Source organism: Pseudomonas sp. GW821-FHT02C04, assembly GCF_059421845.1.
The window spans coordinates 1,629,466-1,655,034 of the sequence record NZ_JBWKVT010000001.1 but is presented as its reverse complement, the minus strand read 5'-3'; the positions used below and the strand labels follow the sequence as shown (position 1 = coordinate 1,655,034).

General features: G+C 62.2%; 23 protein-coding genes. 10 read left to right on the top strand and 13 right to left on the bottom strand.

Features of this window, described 5'->3' with window-relative positions:
- Window positions 1-69 precede the first annotated feature (69 nt).
- Entirely contained in the window at window positions 70-1,509 is a 1,440-nt protein-coding gene (gene hydA / locus AC07VV_RS07505; RefSeq protein WP_495035833.1) for a dihydropyrimidinase, read from the bottom strand.
- Window positions 1,510-2,129: 620 nt separating this feature from the next.
- Between hydA and AC07VV_RS07500 the strand changes: the two genes are divergently transcribed.
- From AC07VV_RS07500 to AC07VV_RS07490, 3 genes are all read left to right on the top strand, one after another.
- Complete coding sequence (locus AC07VV_RS07500; protein ID WP_495035832.1) at window positions 2,130-3,614, top strand: NCS1 family nucleobase:cation symporter-1; 1,485 nt, start codon at window positions 2,130-2,132, stop codon at window positions 3,612-3,614.
- 30 nt (window positions 3,615-3,644) lie between these two features.
- On the top strand, window positions 3,645-4,934 hold the full coding sequence (locus AC07VV_RS07495) for a Zn-dependent hydrolase (RefSeq protein ID WP_495035831.1): 1,290 nt from the start codon (window positions 3,645-3,647) through the stop codon (window positions 4,932-4,934).
- A gap of 71 nt (window positions 4,935-5,005) precedes the next feature.
- The gene (locus tag AC07VV_RS07490; RefSeq protein WP_495035950.1) at window positions 5,006-5,926 is read left to right on the top strand and encodes a DHH family phosphoesterase; all 921 of its coding nucleotides are present in this window, start codon (window positions 5,006-5,008) and stop codon (window positions 5,924-5,926) included.
- 5 nt (window positions 5,927-5,931) lie between these two features.
- Here AC07VV_RS07490 and AC07VV_RS07485 read toward each other — a convergent pair whose 3' ends face one another.
- From AC07VV_RS07485 to AC07VV_RS07445, 9 genes are all read right to left on the bottom strand, one after another.
- Entirely contained in the window at window positions 5,932-6,141 is a 210-nt protein-coding gene (locus AC07VV_RS07485) for a hypothetical protein (protein ID WP_096822539.1), read from the bottom strand.
- 151 nt (window positions 6,142-6,292) lie between these two features.
- Window positions 6,293-7,681: an amidohydrolase family protein gene (locus AC07VV_RS07480; protein ID WP_495035830.1), complete on the bottom strand. Its 1,389-nt coding sequence runs from the start codon at window positions 7,679-7,681 to the stop codon at window positions 6,293-6,295.
- A 12-nt stretch (window positions 7,682-7,693) separates the two neighbouring features.
- Entirely contained in the window at window positions 7,694-9,049 is a 1,356-nt protein-coding gene (locus AC07VV_RS07475) for a nucleobase:cation symporter-2 family protein (protein WP_249486727.1), read from the bottom strand.
- 91 nt (window positions 9,050-9,140) lie between these two features.
- Window positions 9,141-10,190: a CobW family GTP-binding protein gene (locus AC07VV_RS07470; RefSeq protein ID WP_495035829.1), complete on the bottom strand. Its 1,050-nt coding sequence runs from the start codon at window positions 10,188-10,190 to the stop codon at window positions 9,141-9,143.
- Window positions 10,187-10,810, bottom strand: a complete 624-nt coding sequence (locus AC07VV_RS07465) for a UbiX family flavin prenyltransferase (RefSeq protein ID WP_495035949.1) — start codon at window positions 10,808-10,810, stop codon at window positions 10,187-10,189. The genes AC07VV_RS07470 and AC07VV_RS07465 overlap by 4 nt, the downstream gene beginning before the upstream one ends.
- A gap of 11 nt (window positions 10,811-10,821) precedes the next feature.
- Window positions 10,822-12,207 carry a UbiD family decarboxylase gene (locus AC07VV_RS07460; protein ID WP_495035828.1) on the bottom strand — a complete coding sequence of 462 codons (1,386 nt, stop codon included), beginning with the start codon at window positions 12,205-12,207 and terminating at the stop codon, window positions 10,822-10,824.
- Window positions 12,208-12,353: 146 nt separating this feature from the next.
- Complete coding sequence (locus AC07VV_RS07455; RefSeq protein ID WP_007952854.1) at window positions 12,354-13,259, bottom strand: amidohydrolase family protein; 906 nt, start codon at window positions 13,257-13,259, stop codon at window positions 12,354-12,356.
- Between the two features lie 4 nt (window positions 13,260-13,263).
- Complete coding sequence (locus tag AC07VV_RS07450; RefSeq protein ID WP_007952852.1) at window positions 13,264-14,193, bottom strand: amidohydrolase family protein; 930 nt, start codon at window positions 14,191-14,193, stop codon at window positions 13,264-13,266.
- Between the two features lie 229 nt (window positions 14,194-14,422).
- On the bottom strand, window positions 14,423-15,313 hold the full coding sequence (locus tag AC07VV_RS07445; RefSeq protein ID WP_495035827.1) for a LysR substrate-binding domain-containing protein: 891 nt from the start codon (window positions 15,311-15,313) through the stop codon (window positions 14,423-14,425).
- 118 nt (window positions 15,314-15,431) lie between these two features.
- Between AC07VV_RS07445 and AC07VV_RS07440 the strand changes: the two genes are divergently transcribed.
- The 6 genes from AC07VV_RS07440 (at window position 15,432) to AC07VV_RS07415 (ending at window position 22,519) form a co-directional block, all read left to right on the top strand.
- On the top strand, window positions 15,432-15,896 hold the full coding sequence (locus AC07VV_RS07440; protein ID WP_011334796.1) for a (2Fe-2S)-binding protein: 465 nt from the start codon (window positions 15,432-15,434) through the stop codon (window positions 15,894-15,896).
- Window positions 15,896-18,103 (top strand): xanthine dehydrogenase family protein molybdopterin-binding subunit, encoded by a 2,208-nt coding sequence (locus AC07VV_RS07435; RefSeq protein ID WP_495035826.1) that lies wholly within the window; start codon window positions 15,896-15,898, stop codon window positions 18,101-18,103. Before AC07VV_RS07440 ends, AC07VV_RS07435 begins: the two co-directional genes overlap by 1 nt.
- A 6-nt stretch (window positions 18,104-18,109) precedes the next feature.
- The gene (locus AC07VV_RS07430) at window positions 18,110-19,000 is read left to right on the top strand and encodes a LysR family transcriptional regulator (RefSeq protein WP_085711502.1); all 891 of its coding nucleotides are present in this window, start codon (window positions 18,110-18,112) and stop codon (window positions 18,998-19,000) included.
- Between the two features lie 77 nt (window positions 19,001-19,077).
- A complete protein-coding gene (locus AC07VV_RS07425; RefSeq protein WP_495035825.1) occupies window positions 19,078-20,568 on the top strand; it encodes a helix-turn-helix transcriptional regulator in 1,491 nt (496 codons plus the stop codon).
- A gap of 178 nt (window positions 20,569-20,746) precedes the next feature.
- Window positions 20,747-20,989, top strand: coding sequence for a DUF1652 domain-containing protein (locus tag AC07VV_RS07420; RefSeq protein WP_192558318.1), 243 nt, complete (start codon window positions 20,747-20,749; stop codon window positions 20,987-20,989).
- 876 nt (window positions 20,990-21,865) lie between these two features.
- Window positions 21,866-22,519, top strand: coding sequence for a trimeric intracellular cation channel family protein (locus tag AC07VV_RS07415; RefSeq protein ID WP_495035824.1), 654 nt, complete (start codon window positions 21,866-21,868; stop codon window positions 22,517-22,519).
- Between the two features lie 45 nt (window positions 22,520-22,564).
- Here the strand turns inward: AC07VV_RS07415 and AC07VV_RS07410 are convergent, their stop codons facing one another.
- Window positions 22,565-23,332, bottom strand: coding sequence for an SDR family oxidoreductase (locus AC07VV_RS07410; protein ID WP_085687598.1), 768 nt, complete (start codon window positions 23,330-23,332; stop codon window positions 22,565-22,567).
- A 38-nt stretch (window positions 23,333-23,370) separates the two neighbouring features.
- On the bottom strand, window positions 23,371-24,438 hold the full coding sequence (locus tag AC07VV_RS07405; protein ID WP_096820222.1) for a phosphotransferase family protein: 1,068 nt from the start codon (window positions 24,436-24,438) through the stop codon (window positions 23,371-23,373).
- A 190-nt stretch (window positions 24,439-24,628) separates the two neighbouring features.
- On the opposite strand from AC07VV_RS07405, the gene AC07VV_RS07400 reads away from it, so the two are divergent.
- Window positions 24,629-25,024: a DUF4280 domain-containing protein gene (locus tag AC07VV_RS07400; protein WP_085732036.1), complete on the top strand. Its 396-nt coding sequence runs from the start codon at window positions 24,629-24,631 to the stop codon at window positions 25,022-25,024.
- A gap of 1 nt (window position 25,025) precedes the next feature.
- Here AC07VV_RS07400 and AC07VV_RS07395 read toward each other — a convergent pair whose 3' ends face one another.
- Window positions 25,026-25,568 (bottom strand): toxin-antitoxin system YwqK family antitoxin, encoded by a 543-nt coding sequence (locus tag AC07VV_RS07395; RefSeq protein ID WP_102622090.1) that lies wholly within the window; start codon window positions 25,566-25,568, stop codon window positions 25,026-25,028.
- Window position 25,569 lies beyond the last annotated feature (1 nt).

The following is a 25,569-nucleotide window of genomic DNA, read 5'->3' as shown; positions in this document are numbered from 1 at the left end:
TCCCTTGAGGCATTCCCACGCAGACGGTTCGACGCCTCGACGTGGGAACGATCATCGGTAATCCTGGGATCAGCGTTTCACGGGAACCGGGCGATGCAATTCCGCCCGTTTGCTCAGCAAATCAAACACCGCCGGATACGCCGGCCGTTCGATATACCGGCCCGCCCCGCGCTCGGCGCGCAAGTCGCCATCAGCCCAGACCAATTTCCCCTGGCTGACGGTATGGCTTGGCACACCGGTCACGGTCTTGCCTTCGAAGATGTTGAAGTCCACCTGCTGATGGTGGGTCTTGGCGGAGATGGTGCGGGTGCCATGCGGGTCCCACAGCACCAGGTCGGCATCGGCGCCGACGCGGATCGCACCCTTGCGCGGATAGAGATTGAAGATTTTCGCGGTGTTGGTGGAGGTGAGGGCGACGAAGTCCTGCATCGACAACCGCCCGGTATTTACCCCTTCATCCCACAACACCGCCATGCGGTCTTCGATTCCGGCGGTGCCATTGGGGATCTTGCTGAAATCATCGCGCCCGGCGGCTTTCTGCTCGGCGCAGAAACAGCAATGGTCGGTGGCGGTGGTGTGCAGATTGCCGCTTTGCAAACCATGCCACAGCGCATCCTGATGCCCGCGCGGACGGAACGGCGGGCTCATCACGTAACCGGCGGCGGTCTGCCAGTCCGGGTGCTGGTAGACGCTATCGTCCAGCAACAGATGTCCGGCCAACACCTCGCCGTAGACCGGTTGGCCTTTGCTGCGGGCGTAGGTGATTTCGTCGAGGGCTTCCTTGGTCGAGACGTGTACCAGGTACAGCGGTGTGCCGATGGTTTCAGCGATGCGGATCGCCCGGCTCGCGGCTTCCCCTTCGACCTGCGATGGCCGCGACAGCGGGTGCGCTTCCGGCCCGGTGATGCCCTGGGCCATCAACTTGCGCTGCAGGTGATAGACCAGCTCGCCGTTTTCCGCGTGCACGGTCGGCACGGCGCCGAGTTCCAGGCAGCGTTCAAAACTCGCCACCAGCGTGTCGTCGGCGGCCATGATCGCGTTCTTGTAGGCCATGAAATGCTTGAAGCTGTTGATCCCGTGATGGCTGACCAGTTCGGCCATTTCCTCGCGGACTTGCTCGCTCCACCAGGTGATCGCGACGTGGAAACCGTAGTCCGACGCGGACTTCTCCGCCCAGCCACGCCACTGATGAAAGGCTTCGAGCAGCGACTGCTGCGGATTGGGAATTACGAAGTCGATGATCGACGTGGTACCGCCGGCCAGGCCTGCGGCGGTGCCGCTGTAGAAGTCTTCGCTGGCCACGGTGCCCATGAACGGGAGTTGCATGTGGGTGTGTGGATCGATGCCGCCGGGCATCAGGTATTGGCCGCTGCCGTCGAGCACTTCGGCGCCGGCGGGAATATCCAGGTTTTCACCAATGGCTTTGATCACGCCGTCAGCGCAATAGACATCGGCGCGATAACTTTCATCATGGGTAACAACGGTGGCGCCACGGATCAACAGAGACATTCCGAGTTCCTCGCAGGCATGACCGACTTGTGCCGGTTCTAGTGTTTTATTGTTTGCAGCGCCGAATGCTTAATCTTGTCAGCACTGTCAGGAATAGACGCTAGTCGCAGTTCAGCAATTGATCAAGATTATTTTTTATAAGCTTATGACAGTTTTAAATTGTTGATAAATAACGATAAAAATACGAAATCACCAAAATGGTGAGGCGCTTCACCATTTTGACGCACTTGACAGGTTGGAAATATGAGCAAGATTTCCTATGTGAAATCAGCCGCTTGAAGTTGAGCTGCGGTTGATCGCCCACGACGAAAAAAAGTGCAGTGCACCAGATTGAGTCCTGACAGTTCGGACAACTTGCCTGGCATTTAGCCTGAGTGTTCAGTCAAGTTTTCGCGGCCTCATAAGGTAAATAATTAAAACTGATCAACATCAGTCAGTTACAAAGTTTTAAAAGCACGGCCCGATGCGCAAGCGGGGCACCCGGCACGTTTATTGATGCCGCCGCTGACACCATGGCCGGTGCATGAAAGTTGTCAGTTCCTCCGGCCATCGCCCGGCTCGCACCTGTATGTGCAGCCGTCTGATGAGCAAAAAAAAATCAGAAGAACAGTGGAGCGGCCATGCAACAGAACAGATCGCAAGTGATCGAGCGCGACGGCTTGTTCGAACTCGAAGCCGGCAGCGACGTCCTCGACAGTCCCCGTTACAACCACGACATGGCACCGACCAAGGTGCGCGAACGAACCTGGAACAAATGGCACATCACCGCGTTATGGATCGGCATGTCGATCTGCGTGCCGACCTACACCCTCGGCGGGGTGCTCACCGCGTACTTTGGTCTGACCGTCGGTGAAGCCTTGCTGGCGATTTTGTTTGCCAACGTCATCGTCCTGATTCCTCTCACGCTCAATGCGTTTCCCGGCACCAAGTACGGGATTCCGTTTCCCGTGTTGCTGCGTTCGTCGTTCGGGATTCTCGGCTCCAACGTGCCGTGCCTGATCCGGGCGCTGGTGGCTTGCGGCTGGTTCGGCATCCAGACCATGTTCGGCGGGTTGGCGATTCACCTGTTTCTCGGCTCGATTTTCGAGGGCTGGAAATCCCTTGGTGGGACGGGGGAGGTGATCGGTTTCATGATCTTCTGGGCGTTGAACCTGTGGGTGGTGATCCGGGGCGCCGAGTCGATCAAATGGCTGGAAACCCTGTCGGCACCGCTGCTGGTGGCGGTCGGCATCGGGTTGCTAGTGTGGGCCATGCCCAATGTGTCGATGACCGAGTTGCTGGCGATTCCGCCGAAGCGGCCCGAGGGCGCGAGCGTAGTCAGCTACTTCGCCGCCGGGCTGACAGCGATGGTCGGCTTCTGGGCCACCCTGTCGCTGAATATTCCCGATTTCAGCCGATATGCCCGCAGCCAGAAGGATCAGATCCTCGGGCAGATTTTCGGCCTGCCGCTGACCATGTTCCTGTTCGCTGCACTGGGTGTGGTGATGACCGCCGCCTCGGTGAAACTGGTGGGTGTCAGCGTCTCCGATCCGGTGACTTTGATCGGCCATATCCAGAGCCCGGTGTGGGTCGCGGTGGCCATGGCGCTGATCATCATCGCCACGCTGTCGACCAACACCGCCGCCAATATCGTTTCACCAACCAACGACTTCCAGAACATCGCGCCCAAGGTGATCAACCGCACCAAGGCGGTGATCCTCACCGGGTTCGTCGGGCTGGCGCTGATGGGCCATGAGCTGCTGAAAAAGCTCGGGCTGATCGTCTCCGATGTCAGCCTGGAAACCGTGTATTCCAACTGGCTACTGGGCTATTCCAGCCTGCTCGGGCCGATCGCCGGGATCATGGTGGTGGACTATTTCCTGATCAAGAAACAGCAACTGGATCTGGCCGGCCTGTACCGCGACGACATCTATCCCGCGTGGAACTGGGCCGGGTTCATCGCGTTCGGCGTGCCGGTGGTGCTGACCCTGTTGTCGCTGGGCAGCAGCGCATTCAGCTGGTTTTACAGCTACGGCTGGTTCACCGGCTCGGCGCTGGGCGGATTGATCTATTACGGGTTGTGCGCGATGCGGACCAACCCGGTGGTCGTCAAATCGCCGTTGTAATTCCCATAAGAACTGCCTGAGGAGATCCCCATGAACGCAGCCGTAGACGTTCTGCAATCGACCCATCAGCACATCAACCGCGACCGCTTGTGGGCGTCGCTCATGGAGCTGGCCAAACTCGGCGCCACGGTCAAGGGCGGAGTCTGTCGCCTGGCCCTGACGGACCTCGACCGCCAGGCCCGCGACCTGTTCGTGCAGTGGTGCAAGGACGCCGGTTGCAGCGTCACGGTCGATGAAGTCGGCAACATCTTCGCCCGTCGCCCCGGCCGCAATCCGAACCTGCCGCCGGTGATGACCGGCAGCCACATCGACACCCAGCCCACCGGCGGCAAGTTTGACGGCTGCTTTGGCGTGCTGGCCGGGGTCGAAGTGTTGCGCACCCTCAATGACCTGGGCGTGGAAACCGAGGCGCCGCTGGAAGTGGTGGTCTGGACCAACGAAGAGGGCTCGCGCTTCGCCCCGTGCATGATGGGCTCTGGCGTGTTCGCGGAAAAGTTCACCCTCGAAGAAACCCTGGCCAAGGTCGATGCCGACGGTGTGACCGTTGGTGAAGCGCTGAACGCCATTGGCTACGCCGGACCGCGCAAGGTCAGCGGACACAAGGTCGGCGCCTACTTCGAAGCACACATCGAACAAGGACCGATCCTTGAAGACGAGCAGAAAACCATCGGCGTGGTGCTCGGCGCATTGGGCCAGAAGTGGTTCGACCTGAAACTGCGCGGCGTCGAAGCCCACGCCGGCCCGACCCCGATGCACCTGCGCAAGGATGCATTGGTCGGAGCCTCGGTCATCGTCGGCGCGGTCAACCGCGCGGCGCTCGGCCACCAACCTCACGCCTGCGGCACGGTCGGTTGCCTGCAAGCCTATCCGGGCTCGCGCAACGTCATTCCCGGCGAAGTGCGCATGACCCTCGACTTCCGGCATCTGGAACCGGCACGTCTCGACTCGATGATCAGCGAGGTGAAACAAGTCATCGAAGCGACGTGCGAAGAACACGGCCTGACCTATGAACTGACCCCGACCGCCGACTTCCCGCCGCTGTACTTCGAAAAAGGCTGCGTCGAAGCCGTGCGTGGCGCCGCCAAAGGTCTGGGCCTGTCGCACATGGACATCGTCAGCGGCGCCGGCCATGACGCAATCTTCCTCGCCGAGCTCGGCCCGGCCGGGATGATCTTCGTGCCGTGCGAAGGTGGCATCAGCCACAACGAAATCGAAAACGCCGCGCCGGACGACCTGGCGGCCGGCTGTGCGGTGTTGCTGCGGGCGATGCTGGCGGCTTCGGCGGCGGTGGCGGTGGCGGGAGGGCAGCGCGCCGCCTGACTTCAAACTGTCATCTGTTCGTGCGACGTTGCCGCCCCTGAAAAGGAAGTCAGGGACGCGCAATGTCGCCCATCAAAGTCATCACCTCAGGCTCGGCGTATCTGGACATCGACGCCTACGCCTGCTGCATCGCCTACGCAGAACTGCTCAACCTGCAAGGCATTCCCGCCCGCGCCGTCAGTAGCGCAAAAACCAACGCCAGCGTTTCGAACACCGTGCTCGGCTGGGGCGCGGTGCTGCACGACTACCACCCGACCTCCAACGATCAGTTCATTCTGGTCGACGTCTCCGATTACCACCATTTCGACCCGATGGTCGCGCTCGATCGGGTGGTGGAAGTCATCGACCATCATCCGGGCTTCGAAGACCATTGGGCACAGACACTTGGATCGGCCGCCGACATCCGCCCGATCGGCGCGGCAGCGACTCAGGTGTTTCAGCGCTGGAAAGCCGCAGGCTTGGTGCCAAGGATCAGCGAACAAAGCGCCGCGCTGCTGGCCACGGCGATTCTGGACAACACGCTGAATTTCACCGGGCAGATGACCACAACGGCGGACATCGATGCCTACGCCGAACTCGCGCCACACGGGAAGCTCACGGCGGACTGGCCTGGGCAATACTTCCTCGAATGTCAGGCGGCCATCGAATCAGAGATTTCTGCTGCGTTGGCCGCCGATCTCAAACGCATGAAACCCGAGAGCCGGTTGCCCGAGGTTTTCGCGCAGATGACCGTGTGGGACGCCGACGCGCTGATCGAGAAGTATCGCAGCGAGATTTGCCGCTGGATGGACGGGCAGGGTGATGACTGGTTGCTGAACGTCATCTGCATCAGCCAACGCAAAAGTTGTTTGCTGGCCGAACCCGTGGTCAGCCAGCAGAAGTTGAGTCGTTTGCTGCCGATGGAATGGCAGGCTGGATTGGCGGTTCGAAAGCCCTCGATCTTGCGCAAGGAGCTACTGAGCCTGGGGCTGAACGCAAACTCAGGCGGGTGAAGTGATTACCCGGGATTGTCGGTTTTACTCGCCGCGCCTTTTCGTCGTTCAACGCCATTCGGGTTGCCAACGTCCAGCAATCGTCTTTCCACCAGCACATTCTCAAGCGCCTGGCGTTCGGCTGGCGCCATCTGGTGCTCGCGCTTTTTCAGCTCCAGCAGAATGGGGCTGGACCAGGTGCGATAGGTCTGTTCGATGAGGCGGTTGGATGTCATCAGTCTCTCCTTGATCAAGAGCCCGGTGTAGCTGGCAGGGGCTCAATCCGATGAGGTACTAACGTTAGTCGAGAAAGCCGGAAGTCGCGAATGCCGCCGATGAGAGCTGACGAGACCAATCGTCGCACCGCCGCTCCCACCGGGTGATGCATCAATCGTCGACCTTCATCATCGCCTGTACACCCTCCCAGGCCTCGGCCCGCATCCGCTCGATATCCAGCCCCGGAATTACTCCGTTGTCGACGACGATCCGCCCGCCCACCAGGCTGTATTTCACGGCAATCGGCTCACCCGCAACGACCGTTGCGACGGCGCTGTCGTGGAAACCATAGAACCGAGGATGGTCAAGGCTGTAGATCACCAGGTCCGCCGCTTGACCCACTTCCAGTGTGCCGACCGCGCCGAGCCCGAGCACTTGCGCGCCGCCGGCCGTGCCCCAGTGGATGACGTCTTCGGCGGTGGTGGCCGAGGCGCCTTGTTCGGCGCGGTGGATCAGCCAGGCGGTGTTGGCTTCGCCGACCATGCTCCCGGACTCGTTGGAGGCGACGCCGTCGACGCCGAGGGAGATCGGCACGCCGGCCTCGTACATCTGCGGAATCGGCGCGACGCCGCTGCCCAGCCGGGCGTTGCTGACGGGGCAGTGGGAGACGCCGGTGCCGGTCTGGGCGAGCATGCGGATCTCACCCGGTTGCAGGTGCACCGCGTGGGCGAACCAGACGTCCGGGCCGAGCCATTCGTGTTCGGCGACGAATTCCACCGGCAGGCAGTTGTACTTGTCGCGGCAGAAGTTCACGTAGTTCTGGGTTTCCGACAGGTGCGTATGCAGACGCAGTCCCATGCCCCGGGCGGTGTGCGCCAGTTCGCGCAGCAGCGTTGGCGGCAGCGAGAAGGTCGGTGTGGTCGGCGCTACGACCACCCGGCGCAAGGCATCCGGGGTGTCCTGGTGGTAGCGCGATTTCAGCCGTTCGATATCGCCGACCATTTGTTCCAGGGATTCCGGTTGCAGCGCGGTTTTCGAGAAGCCCGGATGCGCGCTCGCCGACTCCAGCGCACCGCCACGGCATAGTACGAAACGCAGGCCGAACTCTTCGGCAAGGTCGAACAGCAAGTCGCCGGTCTCGGTGCTGCCGTGGGCGTGGTAGAGGTAATGGTGATCAGCGCAGGTGGTGACGCCGGACAGCAGCAACTCGACCATTCCCAGCCGTGCGGCGATCCGCGCCAGTTGCGGGGTAAAGCGATTCAGGCGCGGATAGGGCACGCTCGCCAGCCAGCCTTGCAGATCCTGGTTCAAGCCTTCGGGCACGGCTTTGAGCAGGTTCTGGAACAGGTGATGGTGGGTGTTGATCCAGCCCGGGTAGACCACCGAATTTCGCGCGTCGATCACTCGTTCACCGGGTTGCGGCTCAAGGTTGGCGGCCATCTCCGCGATCCGGCCGTTGACCACGCGGATGTCCACGGCGCCGGCCCGGGCACGGGGGCCGCGCAGGCCGGTCATCACCGCCACCGGGTGCTTGATCAGGATGTTTTGAAGTTGAGTCATGGGCAGCTCCAGTCAGAGGATGTGCGAGGCGGATTTGCCGGGTGTGGTTTCTGGCACGCTGACGCCGTTGAGCGCCGCGTTGAGCAGCACCGACACCAGGCAGGCGATGACCACGCTGCTGTGCAGGAACGGCTGTGACCACTCGGGCAGTTGTTTGAACAGGGTCGGGGCGAGCACCGGCACCAGGGCGGCGGCGATGGTGAAACCGACGATCAGCACGTTGTAGCGATTGCGCTCGTAATCGACCTTGGCCAGGGTCTGGATGCCGGCCGCCGCGACCACGCCGAACATCGCGATGCCGGCACCACCCAGCGCGGCGGTTGGCATCGAGGCGATGATCGCCCCGGCCTTCGGCACCAAGGCAATCGAGCACATCAGCAGGCCGCTGATCGCCACGACCCAGCGGCTGCGCACGCCGGTCAGGATCACCAGCCCGACGTTCTCCATGAAGGCAATGAACGGAAACGCGGCGAACATCCCGGCGATGGTGCTGGCCAGGCCGTTGGCGCGCAGGCCGTTGATCACCTGTTTGTCGTCTACCGGTTTGTCGACAATGTCTCCAATGGCCACAAACAGCCCCATGGATTCGACCATCTGCACGATCATCACCACGACCATGGTGGCGATGGGGATCAGGCTGAAGGTCGGCAGGCCGAAGTAGAACGGGTAGGGCACGGTCAGCCAGGGCGCGTCCTCGACGCTGTGAAAGTTGCCCATGCCCAGGCCGTAAGCCAGACCGGCACCCACCAGCATCCCCACCAGCACCGCCATGTTGCGCAGCAATGGGCTGCCATAGCGGTTGACCAGCAGGATCGTCAGCAGCACCACCACCGCCACGGCGAGAAAGGCCGGAGCGCCGAAATTGCTCGCGTTGCGCCCGCCGCCGACCCACTCATAGGCAATCGGGAACAGCTGCAAACCGATCACCGTGACGATACAACCGGTGACTACCGGCGGAAAAAACCGTCGCAAGCGGCCCACGAACGGCGCCATCAGCAGGGTGAAAATCCCTGCGCCGATCACCGCCCCGCAGACCCCGGCGAATCCCACCTCCGGGTTGCTGCCGATGGCGATCACCGGGCCGACGCTGCTGAACGCCACGCCTTGCAGAATCGGCAGGCGCACGCCGAACTTCCAGAAACCGACGGTCTGCAACAGGGTGGCGATGCCCGAGCAGAACAGCGTGGTGCTGATCAGCACCACCGTGTCGGCGTGGGACATCTTCAGGGCACTGGCGACAATCAACGGCACGGCGATGGCGCCGATGTACGAGACGGCCATGTGCTGCAGGCCGAGGGTGAGCATCTGTCGCACCGGCAGGACGCGGTCGACAGGGTGGACGGTGGAGGAGGAACTGGCTGACGACATGGGGAATCACCTCTAGCTGTTGTTATTCGGTACAGAGGGGTATTCGTTCTGTGTGACCGGAACCGCCATCCACCGGCTCCGATGCCGGGTTTCAGCCGGCCAGGCAGGCGGCGAAGCCCTGATTCAGCGCCGCCCGATCCAGGTCGCGGCCGATGAACACGATCTTGCTCGAGCGCGGCTCGGTGCCCCACGCGGTCGAGGCGCGGAACTCCACCAGGCTGTGCACGCCTTGCAGCACGTAGCGCTGGTCTTCGTTGGCCACCGCCAGCACGCCTTTCATGCGGTACAGGTTGTCGGCCTGGGCGCTGCGCAGTTCGCTGATCCAGCGGTGGAACGCCATCAGGTTGACGGCACCGTCCACGGCGATGCCCACCGAAGACACGCTCGGGTCGTGCTCGTGATCGGGCTCTTCAGCGTGATGGTCATGGTCGTGGTGATCGTGATCGTGCTGATCCGCACCGATTTCCATCAGCTTCTGCGTGCATTCGAAGGCGCCGATGCCGAGGATCTTCGACAGGTCGATCTGAGCGTGAGTGGAGGTCACCAGATCCGCCGTGGCATTCAATCCCCGGATCTGGCCGCGCAGGGTTTCCACCTCTTCGGAACTGACCAGATCAACCTTGTTGATCACGATGCGGTCGGCGCAGACGATCTGATCCACCGCCTGATTGTCGACGCCGTCCAGTTGCAGGTCTTCCAGGTGCTGGGCGATGTGCTTGGCATCGACCATGGTCACGATGGCGTCGAGTTCGACTTCCTCGGCGATCGGGTCGTTGATGAAGAAGCTCTGGGCCACCGGGTACGGGTCGGCCAGACCACTGGTCTCGATCAGGATGTGGTCGAGCCGCACCGGGCGTGCCACCAGTTCGCGGACGATGCGCACCAGATCCTCGCGGACTTCGGCGGTGCAACAGACGCAGCCGTTGACCATTTCGTAGATCTCTTCGGTCTCTGAGCTGAGCACCAGATCGCCGTCGATGCCGACTTCGCCGAACTCGTTTTCGATCACCGCGATCTTGCGGCCGTGGTTCTCCTTGAGGATGTAATTGAGCAGGGTGGTTTTGCCGGCACCGAGGAATCCGGTGAGGATGGTGACCGGGATTTTGGTGTTCGGGGTCGGGGCGTTGAAGGGGGTGTTCATGTGAGGCTCCTTGGTAGTGACAGACCGGTGCACGATGAAGGGGAGTGAGGCTGATTTTGTCTGGAGGCCGGGGTTTCACCCCAGCGCAGTGCGGTGCCGGCGTCGAGGCCGAACAGGTCAAGGACGCGGCCGAGGCTGTGGTCGACCATTTGCGCCAGGCTGTCGGGGCGGGCATAGAAGGCCGGCACCGGCGGGGCGATGATCCCGCCCATCTCGGTGACGGCGGTCATGTTGCGCAGGTGGGCGAGGGTCAGCGGCGTTTCGCGGGCCATCAGCACCAGGGTGCGGCGTTCCTTGAGGGTGACGTCGGCGGCGCGGCCGATCAGCCCCGATGAGGTGCCGGTGGCGATCTCCGCCAGCGTCCTCATTGAACAGGGCGCAACCACCATGCCCAGGCAGCGGAACGAACCGCTGGCGATCCCGGCAGCCACGTCATCAGCGCGGTGGTAATGGCTGGCGAGGGCGGTGACGTCCGCCAGTTTGTAGTCGGTTTCGTGAGCCATGGTCAGCAGCGCGGCGCGGCTGATGATCAGGTGGCTTTCGATGTTCAGCTCGGCCAGCAACTCCAGCAGGCGCACGCCGTAGATGAACCCGGACGCGCCGCTGATGCCGACTACCATCCGCTGGCGGTTCAAGATGGCAGACCTTCAAGCAGGTGCCGCGCGCGTTCGAGCACGTCCTGATCGAGCTGCGCCTTGATCCCGTCGAACCCGGAGCCACGCGTGGCGTCCAGCCCCATGCGCGACGTGGTGCCATTGACCGAGGACGACGGGTCCAGCGGGCTGCCGGGCAAACCGTCGATCGTGAAAATATCCAGGTGCGGTTGGAAATGCGTGGCCAGTGCCCACAGCACCTGGCTGTCGTCGGTGAGGTCGATATCGCTGTCCACCGCGATCACGGTTTTCAGGTACGGATCCCAGCCGAGCAGGGCCAGCATGATCTGCCGGGCCTCGCCGTCGCGGCTCTGATCCAGCGCCACGTAGCAATGAAAATGCGTGCCGGAGTTCGGGTAATGCACGGCGGTGACGGCGGGGAAACGTGCCTTGAGCTTCTCGCTCATTTCCGCTTCACGGGGCAGCCGCGCCAGGGTCAGGTGTTCGGCGTAGCGCCCGCCCATCACGTCCACCAGCCAGGCGTCCTTGCGCCGTAACAGGGTGTCGACGCGCAGCACGTTATTGGTCGAGCGATCCGAGGAATAGCCGCTGAACTCGCCGAACGGGCCTTCTTCGGCATAGGCCGCCGGGTCTATTGCGCCTTCCAGTACAAACTCCGCATACGCTGGCACACCGATGCCGTAGCGCGGGGTCTTGACCAGTTCCAGCGGCGCACCGAACAGCCCGCCGGCCACCGCGCGTTCATCGCTGCCATAGGGCAGGCGTGCAGCGGCGGCGAGCATGAACAGCGGGTGCGCGCCGACCACCATGGCCACGCGCAATTCTTCGCCGCGTTCACGGGCGGTCTGCAACATCCGCCAAAGGTGCCCGCGCGAGTGCAGGCTGGTGGCTAAGGCCTGACGGGCGTGGCGCATCGAGCGGTGGTAGCTCATGTTGGCGATGCCGGTCTGCGGGTCCTCGGCGATGATGATTGCGTTGGTGATGTACGGACCGCGATCACTGTCGAAATGCTTGAGCATCGGCAGCAGCGCCAGGTCCAGTGCTTCGCCCTCGAAGACTTCGTCGAGCACCGGGCCGGTTTCGACGTAGCGCGGCGGGATTGGCTGGTTGGCGCGGGTCTGGAAGGTTTCGTGCAATTGCGCGGCGCCGACACCGAACAGCCGGGCGATACGTTGACGGGAGGCGAACAGATTGGTCGCCACTGGCACACCGAGGTTGCCGACGTGTTCGCAGATCAGCAGCGGGTCGCGGCCCTGGGCGGCGAGGGCATCGACCAGGGCGGTGACGTCCTGATCGGCAGAAAGAGGTTGGGTGACGGTCAGCACATCGTCCGGGTACTGGCGGCGATAGGCGTCGATGAATACGTGAAAATCCTGAGAGTCGCCGAGCGTCGAACGGGTCATGGTTTCACCTCGTAAAAAGCAGGCGCGCAGGGGTGAGGGTGGCGTTCGATCGACAAGCCGTTGGCCTGCCGGTCGAGCGAACGCCGGGTCATCTTCGCGCCTGTAAAATCGCTGTGTGGCTGGGTTGGAACCGGGTCAGAACCTGTTTAGAGATAGGTCGTGGTCAGACGAATGTCCGCCTCGGCCAGGTCCTTGGGCGGCGGGGTCGGTTCGATCCCGCACAGCCGGGCGATGTTGTTGCCCAGGTAATCCTCAAGGTGATCTTCGTCGATCCCCAGGCCCTGCGGTGCCGGCGAGCACAACACTTCCAGCTCGCGCAGCCACATGCCCGGTTCGTTCGGCGGCGAGTCGGTGCCGAACACGATCTTGTTGCGCGGCAGCTCCTTGGCGAACTCGACGATCCGCGACTGGAAGCACCAGCCGGATTCGCAGTACACGTTCGGCGTGTCCATCGCCATCCAGAACGCCTCGAATGAGTAGTTGCCGCCGGTCTGGATGCCGAAGTGACCGATGATGAAATTGACCATCGGGAACTCGCGGATGATCGGGTAGAACATCGTCGGAATGGTGTACGGACCGTCGCCGGTATGGATCAGCACCACGATGTTGTACTTGGCGCAGACTTTCATCGCCGGACGCAGCCAGTCCAGTGCCCGGTCCGGGCGATAGCCGTGCATGTTGGCGTGCAGCTTGAGCATCTTGAAGCCGTATTCCTTGATGTGGAATTCCAGCTCTGCCGCGCCGTTTTCCGGTCCCCAGCGCGGGTTGAAGTTGAAGTTGCCGATGAAGCGGTCCGGGTACTTCACGCACAGCTCGGCGACGTACGACATGTAGTCACGCACGCCCTCACGGCCACGGCGGTTGCCGTCGCGATAACCGGTGTTGCCCGGTGGCGGCTGGATGAAGCCCATGTCGATCCGGCGCGGCTTGCCGTTGATCATGTACGGGCCGTCCATCAGCTTGAGCATGCGCTCGCCGGTGAACGGTTCGCCGGTGTGGCGCCAGGCCTCGTCGACCAGATTGGTGGGGTGCAGATGGGTGTCGATGATCATCGGTTCAGCTCCTGGCCAGTTGGGTGGTGACGGGGCGCTTGAGTTGCGCCTCTGCTTCGGAAACGGAACGCGGCGGCGGGGACGGCTCGAGGCCGATCATCCGTGCGGTGTTGTTGCCCAGGTAGTCTTCGAGGGTGTCCTCGTCGAGGTTCAGGCCCTGCGGCGGCTCATGGCAGAGCACTTCGAGCAGGCGCAGCCACATGCCCGGTTCGTTCGGCGGGGTGTCGGTGCCGAACAGGATTTTGTGGGTCGGCAGGACTTTGGCGAACTCGACGATCCGCGATTGCAGGCACCAGCCGGACTCGCAGTAGACGTTGGGCAGCTCCATCGCCCACTGCATCGGTTCGAACACATAGACGCCGCCGGTCTGCACGCCGAAGTGGGCCATGATGAAATCGACGTTGGGGAATTCCTTGATCATCGGCACCCATTCCGACGGGATGCTGTAGGGTCCGTCGCCGGTGTGCAACTTGACCGGAATGCCCAGCTCGGCGCATTTCTCGAAGGCCGGGCGCACCCAGTCCAGCGCACGGTCAGGCCGGTAGGCATGCATGTTGGCCTGCATCTGCACCATCTTGAAACCGTGCTCTTTCACGTAACGCTCGATTGCCTCGACGCCGTTTTCCACGCCGCAACGCGGGTTGTAGACGAAGCAGCCGATGAAACGGTCCGGGTAGGTCTGGACCATTTTCAGGGTGTAGGCCATGTAGGCGTCGATGGATTCGCGGCCCGACAGTTCGCCGTCGGTCCAGGTGTAAATGGTGTTGCCCTGCGGTGGCTGGATGAAGGCTTTGTCGATGCGGCGAGGCTTGCCGTTGACCATGTACGGGCCATCCATCATCTCCAGCAGACGCTCGCCGGTGAACGGGTCACCGTCATGCCTCCAGGCGAGGTCCACGAGATCCGTGGGATAGCAGCTGATATCGATGATCATTGAAGTCGATCTCCTGATAGCGGGGAAGGGAGCCTTGCGGCTCACAGCATCCACGTCCCGGGCAATCGGCCGTTTCTATGCGCAGCACTCGCGCATTCCCTCGCCTGTTCGCATCCGGCCCGGGTGGGTGGTTGCTTGAGGCGAGTATTGGAAGGCGGGGGAGGGTTCGTACAATATTAATTGGGTGGGGTGGTGATACCTGTTCGATATGGGCTTGCCAACGATGGCGTCAGGATTGTGTTCGGAGGGCCAACTGCTTGATCACTTCAACAACAGGCGCCACCCGCTCGACCTGCCCATGCGGCCACACCGCATACAGGTTGTAATGCGCCGCAATCTGCGCCTCGTTCAACGCCACCAGCCGCCCGCTGCGCAACGCATCGGCAGCCAATAATCCACGCACCAGTCCTGCGCCGACACCCGCCTCGGCAGCCGCAATGAGATTCGCCGCGTTATCAAATACGACGCGAGCAGCAGGCTCCACCGCCGGCATACCCGCAGCATCCAGCCACGGAATCCACGACCTGCGCGTATACCCCAGCAAAGGCAACTCAAGAATCTGCGCCGGGCTCAGCGGCACCTGCAAACCATGCCGTTCCAGCAGCGCAGGGGACGCCACCGCCAATACGCGATCCCCGCAAATCTGCGTCATCTCGCAATCGTCCCAGTCGCCATAGCCATAACGCAGCGACAGGTCCACCCGTTCGAACGTGCTGCGATCACTGCGCGGCATCGAAAGGATCGTCACTTCGTAATCCGGCAAGCCGTCGAGCAGTTGTGGCAGGCGCGGATTGAGCCAGCTCTGCGCCAGTTCGCTATCGACGTCGAGAGTCAGACGCTGGGCCACGCTGCGGTTCTTCACCGAAGACAACGCCCGATCAATCTGCGCCAGACCATCCGACAACACACTGGCAAACAACTGCCCGGCGTCGGTCAGGTTGCTGCCGCCGCCTTCGCGCACGAACAGCGGCTGGCCGATGAACTCTTCCAGGGCACGGATCTGCTGGCTGATCGCGCTGTGGGTCAGGTCGAGCTTGCGCGCGGCGCTGGAGAAACTGCCGCTGCGCGCTGCATGGATGAACGCACTCATGGACTGCACCGACGGGTATCGCTTGTACATGTTGTTAGTCCTGCTTACACCAGTTGGCAGAAATCGTCGCTGGCCGCGCGTTGCCGGGGGTTCCAATAATCGGTCACCAGGCCCGCACAAAGACGGGCCGCTCTTTTGGAGCCTGACAATGATTGCATTCACGGTAAACGGCGAACGACGCGAGCTGGATGAGGCGTCCCCCTCCATGCCCTTGTTATGGGTGTTGCGTGATCAACTGAAACTCACCGGCACCAAGTTCGGCTGCGGCATGGGCCTGTGCGGTGCCTGCACCGTGCACCTGAACGGCGTTGCGGTGCGTTCCTGCCAGTTGCCGCTGGCCGCCGTCGCGGGCCACAGCATCACCACCATCGAGGGCCTGTCGCCCAGCGAAAGCCATCCGCTGCAACTGGCCTGGGTCGCCGAAGATGTGCCGCAATGCGGCTACTGTCAATCCGGACAGATCATGTCCGCCGCCGCGCTGCTCAACACCGGAGCACCGGTCAACGACGACTCGATCCGCAACGCCATGTCCGGGAATATCTGCCGCTGCGGCACTTACGGGCGCATCAACAAAGCGATCAAACGTGCGGCGAATGCGCCGAAGGAGGCGTGATGAGCCTCATCGACGGAACCCTTCATGAACCCTCGCGCCGGGTGTTTCTCAAGCAGGCGGTGACGGTGGCGTCCGGCCTGGCGATTGCGCTGTACCTGCCTTCCGGTACGGCGGCGACTGAACCGAAAACCTCGGCCGCTGAATTCGAACCCAACGCCTGGGTGCGCGTGCTGCCCGACGGCACGGTGAAACTGGTGGTGCACAAGCACGATTCCGGCACCGGGACCCAGACGGCGCTGGCCGCGTGCGTGGCCGAGGAACTGGATGTGAACCCGATGACGGTGCAGGTCATCACCCCGGAAGATCCGTTCTTTGAAACCTACATTCATCCGGTCTGGAAAGTCTTCTCCACCGGCGGCAGCACCAGTGTGTCGCTGGAATACGATCGCCTGCGCATGGCCGGCGCCACGGCCCGGGCGTTGCTGATCAGTGCGGCGGCGCAGCAGTGGAAAGTCAGTCCCGACAGCTGCTCCACCGAAGAAGGCCGGGTCGTGCACGCGTCGAGCAAACGTAGCCTCGGCTACGGCGAACTGGCCGGCGCGGCGGCGCATCTGCCGGCACCGGTAAACGTCACGCTGAAGGATCCGGCACAGTTCAAATACATCGGCAAACTTCGCCACAAACGCGATGCGGCGGCCAAGGTTTGCGGGCGTTTCAAGTACAGCATCGACGTGCAATTGCCGGGGATGCTGGTGGCAGTCATTCAGCGCGCGCCGGTGGTGGGCGCAAAGGTTGTCGCGGTGGATTCAGCGGCTGCGCTGCAAGTGCCGGGCGTGCGCAAAGTGATCGCGATTCCGGGACGTCCGGACGTGCTCGGCGGCAACCTCGAAGGTGTCGCGGTGCTGGCCGAAACGTTCTGGGCCGCGCAGCAGGGACGCAAGTTGCTGGCGATCCAGTGGAGCGATTCCCCGCTGGCCGGCTTCGACAGCACCGAGCTGCCCAAGGCACAGATCGCAGCGATCGGCGACCCTGCAACGCAAACCGTCAAAGCCATGGCCCAGGGCGATGTCGCCGGACAATGGCCGGGTGCGGCGAAGCTGCTCGAAGCCGATTACACGATGCCCTACAAGGCGCAAAACCCGCTGGAACCGATCTGCATCACCGCGCAGGTCAAGGACAAGGCAATCACTTATTGGGGCGGGGTGCAGGTGCCCTCGTCGGCGCTGGAAGCGGCGCAAACCGTGTGCGGCATCGCCAAGGACAAGGTCACCATTCATGAGCTGGTGTCTGGCGGCAGCTTCGGTGCGCGGGAAGCCAAATACTGGTTGTTCGAGGTCGCGTATCTGGCGCAGAAGACTGGCGTGCCGGTGAAACTGCTCAACAGCCGCGAAGACGAAATGCACGCGCTGTTCAATCACCCGGCCACGCTTCATCGGGTGAAGGGTGCACTGGATGCCCAAGGCAAACTCACGGCGCTGCAACTGCATGCAGTGTCGCCGGCCTCGCCGGAGCAGTGGGAGCCGGGCTATTTCGAGCGCCCGGATCACATGGATTACAGCACCACCGAAGCGATCACCGCGTGGGACTTTGCCTACCGTCCGCCGCATCTGGAACTGAACTGGGTCAAGCACGAAAGCAACGTGCCCAGCGGTTGGTATCGCTCGGTCAGTTTCATTCCCAACGTGTTCGCCGTGGAAAGCTTCATGGATGAACTGGCCCATGCGGCCGGTGAAGATCCGCTGGCGTTCAGGCTGGCCAACATGCAGGAGCGACCACGGCATGTCGCGGTGCTGAAGCAGGCGGCCGAACGCGTTGGTTGGGGTCAGAAATTGCCGCCGGATACGGCGCTGGGGATCGCCACCAATCAGGGCTACACCAGTTTCATCGCCGTGGTGGCGCGGGTCGCGAAGGTGGACGGCAAGGCGCGGGTCGAGAAGCTGACCTGTGTGGTCGACTGCGGATTGGCGGTGTCGCCCGGTGGGGTCGAAGAACAGATCTACGGCGGGCTGATGTGGGGCCTCGGCCATGCGTTGTTCGACCGCCTCGACATCCAGCAGGGCAGGGTGGTGCAGAGCAACTTCCACGACTATCGCGTCACCCGCATGTCAGACATGCCGCCCGTGGACATCCTCGTGCTCGATGGCCAGCCGGACAAACCGGGCGGTGTGGGAGAGCTTGGCAGTCCTTCAGTGGCCCCGGCGATTGCCAATGCGCTGTTCAGCCTGACCGGGGTGCGTCAGCGTTCCACGCCATTGAACCTGGGGTAAACCGCCATGGACCTGCGATTGCTGCGGTACTTCATGGCGCTGGCCGATGAGCTGCATTTCGGCCGCGCCGCCGAGCGGCTGCACATCTGCCAGCCGCCGCTGAGCCAGCAGATTCGCTTGCTGGAGGAGGAGTTGGGCACGCCGCTGTTCGAGCGCAGTCATCACCGGGTCGAGCTGACAGCGGCGGGGCAGATGCTCAAGGAGCAGGCGCCGCTGGTGTTCGAACAACTTGAGCGGGCGCTGGACCTGACCCGCCAGACCGGGCGCGGACAACTCGGCGAGCTGGAAATCGGCATGATCAGTTCGGTGATGGTTGGCGTGCTGCCCAAAGCGCTGCATCTGTTTCGCGAGCGCTATCCGCAGGTCACCTGGCGCCTGCATGAAATGACCCCGGCGGCCCAGGTCAAGGCGTTGAAGGAAAAACGCATCGACGCCTGCGTATTCCGCGTCGGTTATGACGACCCGCAGCTGCGCAATGAATTGCTGATCCACGAGCCGATCCATGTGGTGATGCCGGCGGATCACCCGTTGGCCCGGCGCGAAGTGCTGGCGCCCGCCGACCTCGCGCAGGAACCGTTCGTGGCGCTGGAATTGAAGCAGTCGCGGTTCGCCAATTTTCTCTACCAGTGCTGCATTCAAGCCGGGTTCACCCCGCAGATCCGCCAACAGGTGATCGAGGTGCAGACTTTGCTCAGTCTGGTCCGCGCCGGGTTCGGTGTGGCGCTGTTACCCGCATCGATCGAGCAGTTGGCTCCGGCCGGGCTGGTGTTCCGGCGCCTGACCCCGGCGCTGCCGCAAGTGCCGCTGTACGCGACGTATCGGGCGGACGATGCCTCGCCGGTGCTCAAGCTGTTTCTCGATACGCTGCGCGAGCTGGTCGATCACTCATCGCGGTAATCAGGCACAAAGTTGCCCGGCACGATCACAACGGCCTGCGGTCGTAAACTTCACATGCGCGAACTTGTGGAGAACCAATGAGCCGGGACGTCCTGACCACCGAAACCAATCGCCGTCAGTTGCAGCAGATCATCGCCGGGCTGTCCGACGGGGTGATTCTGCTGGAACTCGACCAGACGATTCTCTGGGCCAACGAAGCCGCGCTGGCGATGCATGGCGTCAGTCGCATCGGCGAGCTGGGCATCAATGCCGGGGAATACGTCGAGCGATTCAATCTGCGTTATCGCAACAATCACACGCTGACGCTGGAGCAGTACCCGATCAGCCGCGTGGCGGCCGGCGAAACCTTCAGCGACGTGCTGGTCGAAGTCACTCCGCGTAACGATGAGGAGCGCACCTGGGTGCACAGCGTGCGCAGCATGGTGTTGACCGATCGCGACGGCGATACCGAATCGCTGGTGCTGATCATGAGCGACGTCACCGATTGGGCCAACGCCGAGCAGCGCTTCGAAAAAACCTTCAATGCCAACCCGGCGCCGGCGGTGATCTGCCGCCTCAGCGATCTGCGTTACATCAAGGTCAATTCGGGGTTTCTGGAGATGACCGGCTACATCCGCGATCAGGTGATCGGCGCCTCGACTTATGAGCTGGATATTCTCGAACAGGCTGAGCGCAAGGACCTGGCGATCCAGCGTTTGCGGGATGTCGCGACCATTCCGCAGATGCAGGCTGAGTTGCGCTTGCCGGACGGTGGAAGCAAACAGGTGATCGTCGCCGGCCAGCCGCTGGTGCTCAATGACGAGGACTGCATGCTGTTTTCGTTCGTCGACATGGAGCCCCGGCACAAGGCCGAAGTCGCCTTGCGCCAAAGTGAAGAGCGGTTCGCCAAGGCCTTCCGCCTGACCCCGGTGCCGATCCTGATTTGCAGTGCCGACGAGCAGCGGCTGATCGACGTCAATCAGGCCTTTCTCGATACCCTCGCTTACGGGAGCGAGGAGGTGCTCGGCAAAACCGTCGCGCAACTGGACTTCATCGATGAACCGGCGGAACGCGCCCGGTTGCTGGCGGCGCTGGAGAAGACCGGCCGGGTCGATCGCGTCGATATGCGGATCCGCAAGAAAGACGCCGAATTGCTGGAGTGCGCGGTGTCCGCCGACACCGTCAACATTCAGGACACGGTGTGCTATCTGCTGGTGCTGATGGACATCACTGAGCGCAAGCGCACCGAGCTTGAGCTGGTGGCGGCGATTGAAGAGGTGATGAAGGATGCGTCGTGGTTCAGCCGTACGCTGATCGAAAAACTGGCGAATGTGAAGAAGGTCAATTCGCCGCAATTGCCGAGTGTGTCGTTCACTGATCTGACGGCTCGCGAGCGCGATGTGCTGGGGCTGATCTGTGAGGGGTTGGCGGACAAGGAGATTGCTGCGCGCTTGAAACTGGCGCCGAACACGGTGCGCAATCATGTGGCGACGGTGTATTCGAAGCTGGATGTGCACAGTCGCAGCGAGGCGATTGTCTGGGCTCGGGAGCGTGGGTTGTTTTCGGGGGGCGGCCGGGGGCAGCGGTAAGGTGCAAATGCACTAGTTCATGGGGTGCAAATTCGGGTGTCTGATCGGGCGGGGTGTTCTTAGTCTGGTGAGGTGCGATGCATTTTTTGGTGATCGTGTCTCTTTGGAACCTGCTAATGGATCAGCCCTTTATGAATGTGTTGTTGGTTGTTGAGTCTGGCTGTGTGGAGCTGGCGCGATGATTTATCTGGCGCAGTTGCGGGCTCGGCTTGAGCGTAGTTTTTCGCCGTTGGCTTGTGAGTGTGTGGTGGATGGGGATCATTCGCTTACTGTGAAGTTGTATGAGCCGGTTTCGGGGCGGGTGGATCTGGTGATCAGTGGGTTGAGTCTGGATGCCTTGCGGACGGATGAGGCGGTGGATGGTTTGGTTGATGAGTTGCGGTATGAGCTTGAGAGTAATTCTTTGCGGTCGCCGGGGTGAACTTGGCGGCCTTTGGGCCGACCATGTTCTGGGGTGGTTTGGGTGAATATCCGTTGCTGCGGTAACGGCTTCTTAGGGTTCCGCCCTTACGGCGGGTCACTTTTGACAAACGCCTCAAAAGTAACCAAAAAGTCTTTACCCTGACGTACGGCCCTCGCTGTGGCTCGGGTTCCTTCGCTCCGGGATTGATCCGGGGGCATCGCCTACGGTTTGCTTCGCTGCACCTCCTCTCGATGTGTTCGACTTCGTCGAACGGCGCTACGCGCCCACCCCCGGATCAATCCCTCCACTCAGCCTGCCGACGGGCCCTGCGATCAAAAGCGGTACTTGAGCTAACGCTCATCGTGTTGAGTGGTGAGGAGCGGGTTGCGGGTTGCGGGTGGCTTTGATCGTTCCCACGCTCCGCGTGGGAATGCAGCCCGGGACGCTCTGCGTCCCAATCTGACGTTAACTTGTGGGCACTGGCTTGTCAGCGGTGGCGACGGATCAGTCGACTCGTTCAATTGATAGCTACTCATCCCAAAAATCGACAGCAAATCCCACCAGTTCAAGCCATTTCACTGGCACTCGCAGCCCACTGGTCTATAAGGAATGAGTGGTTCGGTTTCCATAACCGGGCATTTTCACGCTCGGCAACGGGAGTTTTCTTCCTTTCATCGCGGGTCATCCTATGAACAATCCTGGGAAACGCGTGTGTTTTTCGTTGTTGTCGGCTTTCGGTCTGGTGCTGCTCAGTGGCTGCGCCAGTCCTCCACCCCCTCCGCCGGCCGCGCCGCCTCCACCACCTGAACGCACCTGTCAGGTGATCGAAGCGACTGAGGTCGCCGGTGATGCGTATGCCGACGGTCAAGTGACTCGACACATCTCAACGACCCGTTGCGTCACTCAATAGCCCGGGCGCCTGTGAAGGCGCGGGTCGAGCGGATTGTGCTGGTGGCCGATCTGGTCGGCACCGCGGTGTTTGCGGTTGAAGGCGCTATCGCGGCGATGCGCAGTCAGCTCGATCTGCTCGGGGTGATGGTGATTGCCTTCATCGTCGCACTCGGCGGCGGGGTGACGCGTGATCTGTTGATCGGTGCGACGCCGCCCAAGGCTGTGGCTGACTGGCGCTATCCGGCGCTGGCGTTTGCCATGGGCGGGGTGGCGTTTGTTTTTCATGAGCAGGTGCTGGGCTGGTCCGGGTCGACCCTGATCGTGCTGGATGCGGCGGGGTTGGCGCTGTTTGCCGTGGCCGGGGCGCAGAAGGCGTTGAATTTCGGCATTTCGCCGTTTGTGTCCATGCTGATGGGCACGATTACCGGCGTCGGTGGCGGGGTGCTGCGCGACATCGTGCTGGCGCGGGTGCCGGTGGTGTTGCAGGCGGATTTGTATGCCAGTTCGGCGTTTGTCGGCGCGGCCGTGTTGATCATCGGGCGCAGGCTGGGGGTTCCGCCAGTGGCGGCGGCGTTGCTGGCGGGGGCGGCGTGTTTGTTGTTGAGGTTGTTGTCGGTGCATTTCGGCTGGCAGTTGCCGAAGGTTCTGGAGGCATGAAAAAGGCAGCCCAAGGGCTGCCTTTTCTTTTGCGTCAGCGGCGGATCAAGACAAGAAGCCGCCGTCCACGTTCAGCGACACGCCGGTGGTGTAGCTCGAGGCATCGCTCGCCAGGTACAGGACGGCACCGGCCATTTCGCTCGGGTCGGCTACGCGTTTGAGCGGGATCTGCGTCAGGGCCTGTTTCAGGATCGCGTCGTTCTTCACCAGCGCCGAGGCGAATTTGGTGTCGGTCAGGCCCGGCAGCAGGGCGTTGCAGCGGATGCCGAATTGCGCGCATTCCTTGGCGAAGACTTTGGTCATGTTGATCACGGCGGCCTTGGTCACCGAGTAGATGCCCTGGAAGATCCCCGGCGAAATCCCGTTGATCGACGCCACGTTGATGATGCTGCCGCCACCGTTTTCGCGCATCAGCTTGCCGGCTTCCACCGACATGAAGAAGTAGCCGCGGATGTTCACGTCGACGGTTTTCTGGAAGGCGCCGAGGTCGGTGTCCAGCACGTTGCAGAACTGCGGATTGGTCGCGGCGTTGTTGACCAGGATGTCCAGGCGCCCGAACTGTTCCTTGATCCCGGCGAAGACCTGGCTGATCTGTTCCATTTCACCGATGTGGCAGGCGACCGCTGTGGCCTTGCCGCCGGCGGCGATGATGGCGTCGGCCACGTGCTGGCAGCCTTCGAGTTTGCGGCTCGAAACGATCACATGGGCGCCTTGCTGGGCCAGCAGTTTGGCGATGGCTTCACCGATGCCACGGCTGGCGCCGGAGACGAAAGCGATCTTGCCGTCGAGGTCGAACAACTGAGTCTTGGACATGGGATTCCCTTGTAGTAAGCCTTGTTATAACGCCGTCATCAGAGGCTGGATTTGGCAATGACCTGCAGGCTCATGTGCTCCAGCAGTTTGTTCATGTGAATGAACTGCGCGAAGCGTTTGTCCTGGGTCTGGCCATGGAAGAAGCGGTAGTAGATCTGCTGCACGATGCCGGCCAGGCGGAACAGGCCGTAGGTGTAGTAGAAGTCGAAATTGTCGATCTGGATGCCCGAACGCTCGGCGTAGTAGTCGACGAATTCGCGGCGGGTCAGCATGCCCGGGGCGTGGCTTGGCTGGCGGCGCATCAGTTGCACCGGCGCCGGGTCGTCGGCCTGGATCCAGTAGGCGAGGGTGTTGCCCAGGTCCATCAGTGGATCGCCGAGGGTGGTCAGTTCCCAGTCGAGTACGCCGATGATCTGCATCGGGTTGTTCGGGTCGAGGATGACGTTGTCGAAGCGGTAGTCGTTGTGCACGATGCTCGAGGTCGGGTGATCGGCCGGCATCTTGTCGTTGAGCCAGGCTTTGACCTTTTCCCAGTGCGGTGCGTCCGGGGTCAGGGCTTTTTCGTAGCGTTCGCTCCAGCCTTTGATCTGGCGGGCGACGTAGCCTTCAGGCTTGCCGAGATCGCCGAGGCCGCAGGCGTTGTAATCGACCCGGTGCAGCTCAACGAAACGGTCGATGAAGCTTTTGCACAGGGCTTCGGTTTTCGCTGAGTCCAGGCCCAGTTCCGGCGGCAGGTCGGAGCGCAGGATGATGCCCTTGACCCGTTCCATCACATAGAACTCGGCGCCGATCACCGAATCGTCGGTGCAGTGCACGTAGGCTTTCGGGCAATACGGGAAGCCGTCGCGCAACTGGTTGAGGATGCGGAATTCGCGGCCCATGTCGTGGGCGGACTTGGCCTTGTGGCCGAATGGCGGACGGCGCAGGACGAATTCCTGGTCCGGATATTCCAGCAGGTAGGTCAGGTTCGACGCGCCGCCGGGAAACTGGCTGATCTGCGGCGTGCCGGTCAGGCCCGGAATGTGCGCCTTGAGGTACGGATCGATCAGGCTGGCATCGAGTTCTTCGCCAGAGCGGATACGGGTGGACTGGTCAGTAAGCGCCATGCTTATCCCTTCTGCTTATTTTGGAGGCCAGACATCATTGGCTAATCTAATGGCGCGCTCGGGCGGTCACAAGCGCGGTTCGGTCTTATAGGTTAGCGTGTTGCACGATAATCACCTTTGGGAATGTGCGCGGCGGGCCGCAGGCGACTAAGGTTTAGCGCGAATGCCTTGTTCAGAAAGGAGCTTTGAAATGGGCTGCCCGCAAGTCTGTGCCAGCGCCACCCTGCAATGCAGTTTCGGCGCCGCGCCGGCGGTGCTCAACGTGCTGCCGGTCAACCGCACGCTGACCGGCGGAATGCCGGCGGCGAACATCATGGATCATATTCCGCTGGTCAACGTCACCACGTTCGGCATGTGCATGAGCATGGCCAACCCGATGGTCGCCGCTGCCACGGCTGCCGCGTTGGGCGTATTGACGCCGATGCCGTGCATTCCCGCCACCGCCTCGCCGTGGATCCCCGGCGGCGCGCCGACCTTGCTGTTGGGCGGGATGCCGGCGATCGATGCCAACAGCACATTGATGTGCAACTGGGCGGGGGTGATCAAGATCGTGATGCCGGGGCAGATGCAGATGTTGATTCCCTGAGTCAGGCCTGCGCCGGATCCGTCCACTTGCGAAACCACCAGCGCACCCGGGAAATCGGCTTGCCATCGGCATCCAGCGGCCGCCCGTCCTCGGCAAACCCTTGCTCCGGTTCCATCAACTGCCCATTCAGATAGCGCGCATCCACCGCCGGTTTGCCGTTGGGGTGAAAGCGCTGATAACGCCCCTCACGCACGCCGTCGCGATAGAACTCGGCCTCCGCCACTTGCCCGTCGGGAAAGTAGTTGAACGCCTCGCCATGCAATAACCCGCGCCGGTAGGTGGCCTTGCGCTGTAACCAGCCTTCGGGCGCATAGAAGCTGGCGATGCCCTGCAGTTTGTCGCGCACGAACGGCATCTGCGCCGACACCTTGCCGTTGGGGTGATAGAGCAGGGACGTGCCCTGCAATTCGCCCTGGCTGTAATTCAGGTCTGCCTGTTGGCGACCGTCATCCTTGATGCTCAATGGACCATCGAGTTGCCCGTCCTGCAGACGCCCCTTGAGGTGTTTGTCATCCTGCTGCAAATCCAGCGGTGTGATCGCCATG

What these genes read in the sequence shown, in the direction of transcription:
- hydA (WP_495035833.1), bottom strand. Translation starts at nt 1,509, where the DNA reads ATGTCTCTGTTGATCCGTGGCGCCACCGTTGTTACCCATGATGAAAGT.
- AC07VV_RS07500 (WP_495035832.1), top strand. Translation starts at nt 2,130, where the DNA reads ATGCAACAGAACAGATCGCAAGTGATCGAGCGCGACGGCTTGTTCGAA.
- AC07VV_RS07495 (WP_495035831.1), top strand. Translation starts at nt 3,645, where the DNA reads ATGAACGCAGCCGTAGACGTTCTGCAATCGACCCATCAGCACATCAAC.
- AC07VV_RS07485 (WP_096822539.1), bottom strand. Translation starts at nt 6,141, where the DNA reads ATGACATCCAACCGCCTCATCGAACAGACCTATCGCACCTGGTCCAGC.
- AC07VV_RS07480 (WP_495035830.1), bottom strand. Translation starts at nt 7,681, where the DNA reads ATGACTCAACTTCAAAACATCCTGATCAAGCACCCGGTGGCGGTGATG.
- AC07VV_RS07475 (WP_249486727.1), bottom strand. Translation starts at nt 9,049, where the DNA reads ATGTCGTCAGCCAGTTCCTCCTCCACCGTCCACCCTGTCGACCGCGTC.
- AC07VV_RS07470 (WP_495035829.1), bottom strand. Translation starts at nt 10,190, where the DNA reads ATGAACACCCCCTTCAACGCCCCGACCCCGAACACCAAAATCCCGGTC.
- AC07VV_RS07465 (WP_495035949.1), bottom strand. Translation starts at nt 10,810, where the DNA reads ATGGTAGTCGGCATCAGCGGCGCGTCCGGGTTCATCTACGGCGTGCGC.
- AC07VV_RS07460 (WP_495035828.1), bottom strand. Translation starts at nt 12,207, where the DNA reads ATGACCCGTTCGACGCTCGGCGACTCTCAGGATTTTCACGTATTCATC.
- AC07VV_RS07455 (WP_007952854.1), bottom strand. Translation starts at nt 13,259, where the DNA reads ATGATCATCGACACCCATCTGCACCCCACCAATCTGGTCGACGAGGCC.
- AC07VV_RS07450 (WP_007952852.1), bottom strand. Translation starts at nt 14,193, where the DNA reads ATGATCATCGATATCAGCTGCTATCCCACGGATCTCGTGGACCTCGCC.
- AC07VV_RS07445 (WP_495035827.1), bottom strand. Translation starts at nt 15,313, where the DNA reads ATGTACAAGCGATACCCGTCGGTGCAGTCCATGAGTGCGTTCATCCAT.
- AC07VV_RS07440 (WP_011334796.1), top strand. Translation starts at nt 15,432, where the DNA reads ATGATTGCATTCACGGTAAACGGCGAACGACGCGAGCTGGATGAGGCG.
- AC07VV_RS07435 (WP_495035826.1), top strand. Translation starts at nt 15,896, where the DNA reads ATGAGCCTCATCGACGGAACCCTTCATGAACCCTCGCGCCGGGTGTTT.
- AC07VV_RS07430 (WP_085711502.1), top strand. Translation starts at nt 18,110, where the DNA reads ATGGACCTGCGATTGCTGCGGTACTTCATGGCGCTGGCCGATGAGCTG.
- AC07VV_RS07425 (WP_495035825.1), top strand. Translation starts at nt 19,078, where the DNA reads ATGAGCCGGGACGTCCTGACCACCGAAACCAATCGCCGTCAGTTGCAG.
- AC07VV_RS07420 (WP_192558318.1), top strand. Translation starts at nt 20,747, where the DNA reads ATGATTTATCTGGCGCAGTTGCGGGCTCGGCTTGAGCGTAGTTTTTCG.
- AC07VV_RS07410 (WP_085687598.1), bottom strand. Translation starts at nt 23,332, where the DNA reads ATGTCCAAGACTCAGTTGTTCGACCTCGACGGCAAGATCGCTTTCGTC.
- AC07VV_RS07405 (WP_096820222.1), bottom strand. Translation starts at nt 24,438, where the DNA reads ATGGCGCTTACTGACCAGTCCACCCGTATCCGCTCTGGCGAAGAACTC.
- AC07VV_RS07400 (WP_085732036.1), top strand. Translation starts at nt 24,629, where the DNA reads ATGGGCTGCCCGCAAGTCTGTGCCAGCGCCACCCTGCAATGCAGTTTC.
- AC07VV_RS07395 (WP_102622090.1), bottom strand. Translation starts at nt 25,568, where the DNA reads ATGGCGATCACACCGCTGGATTTGCAGCAGGATGACAAACACCTCAAG.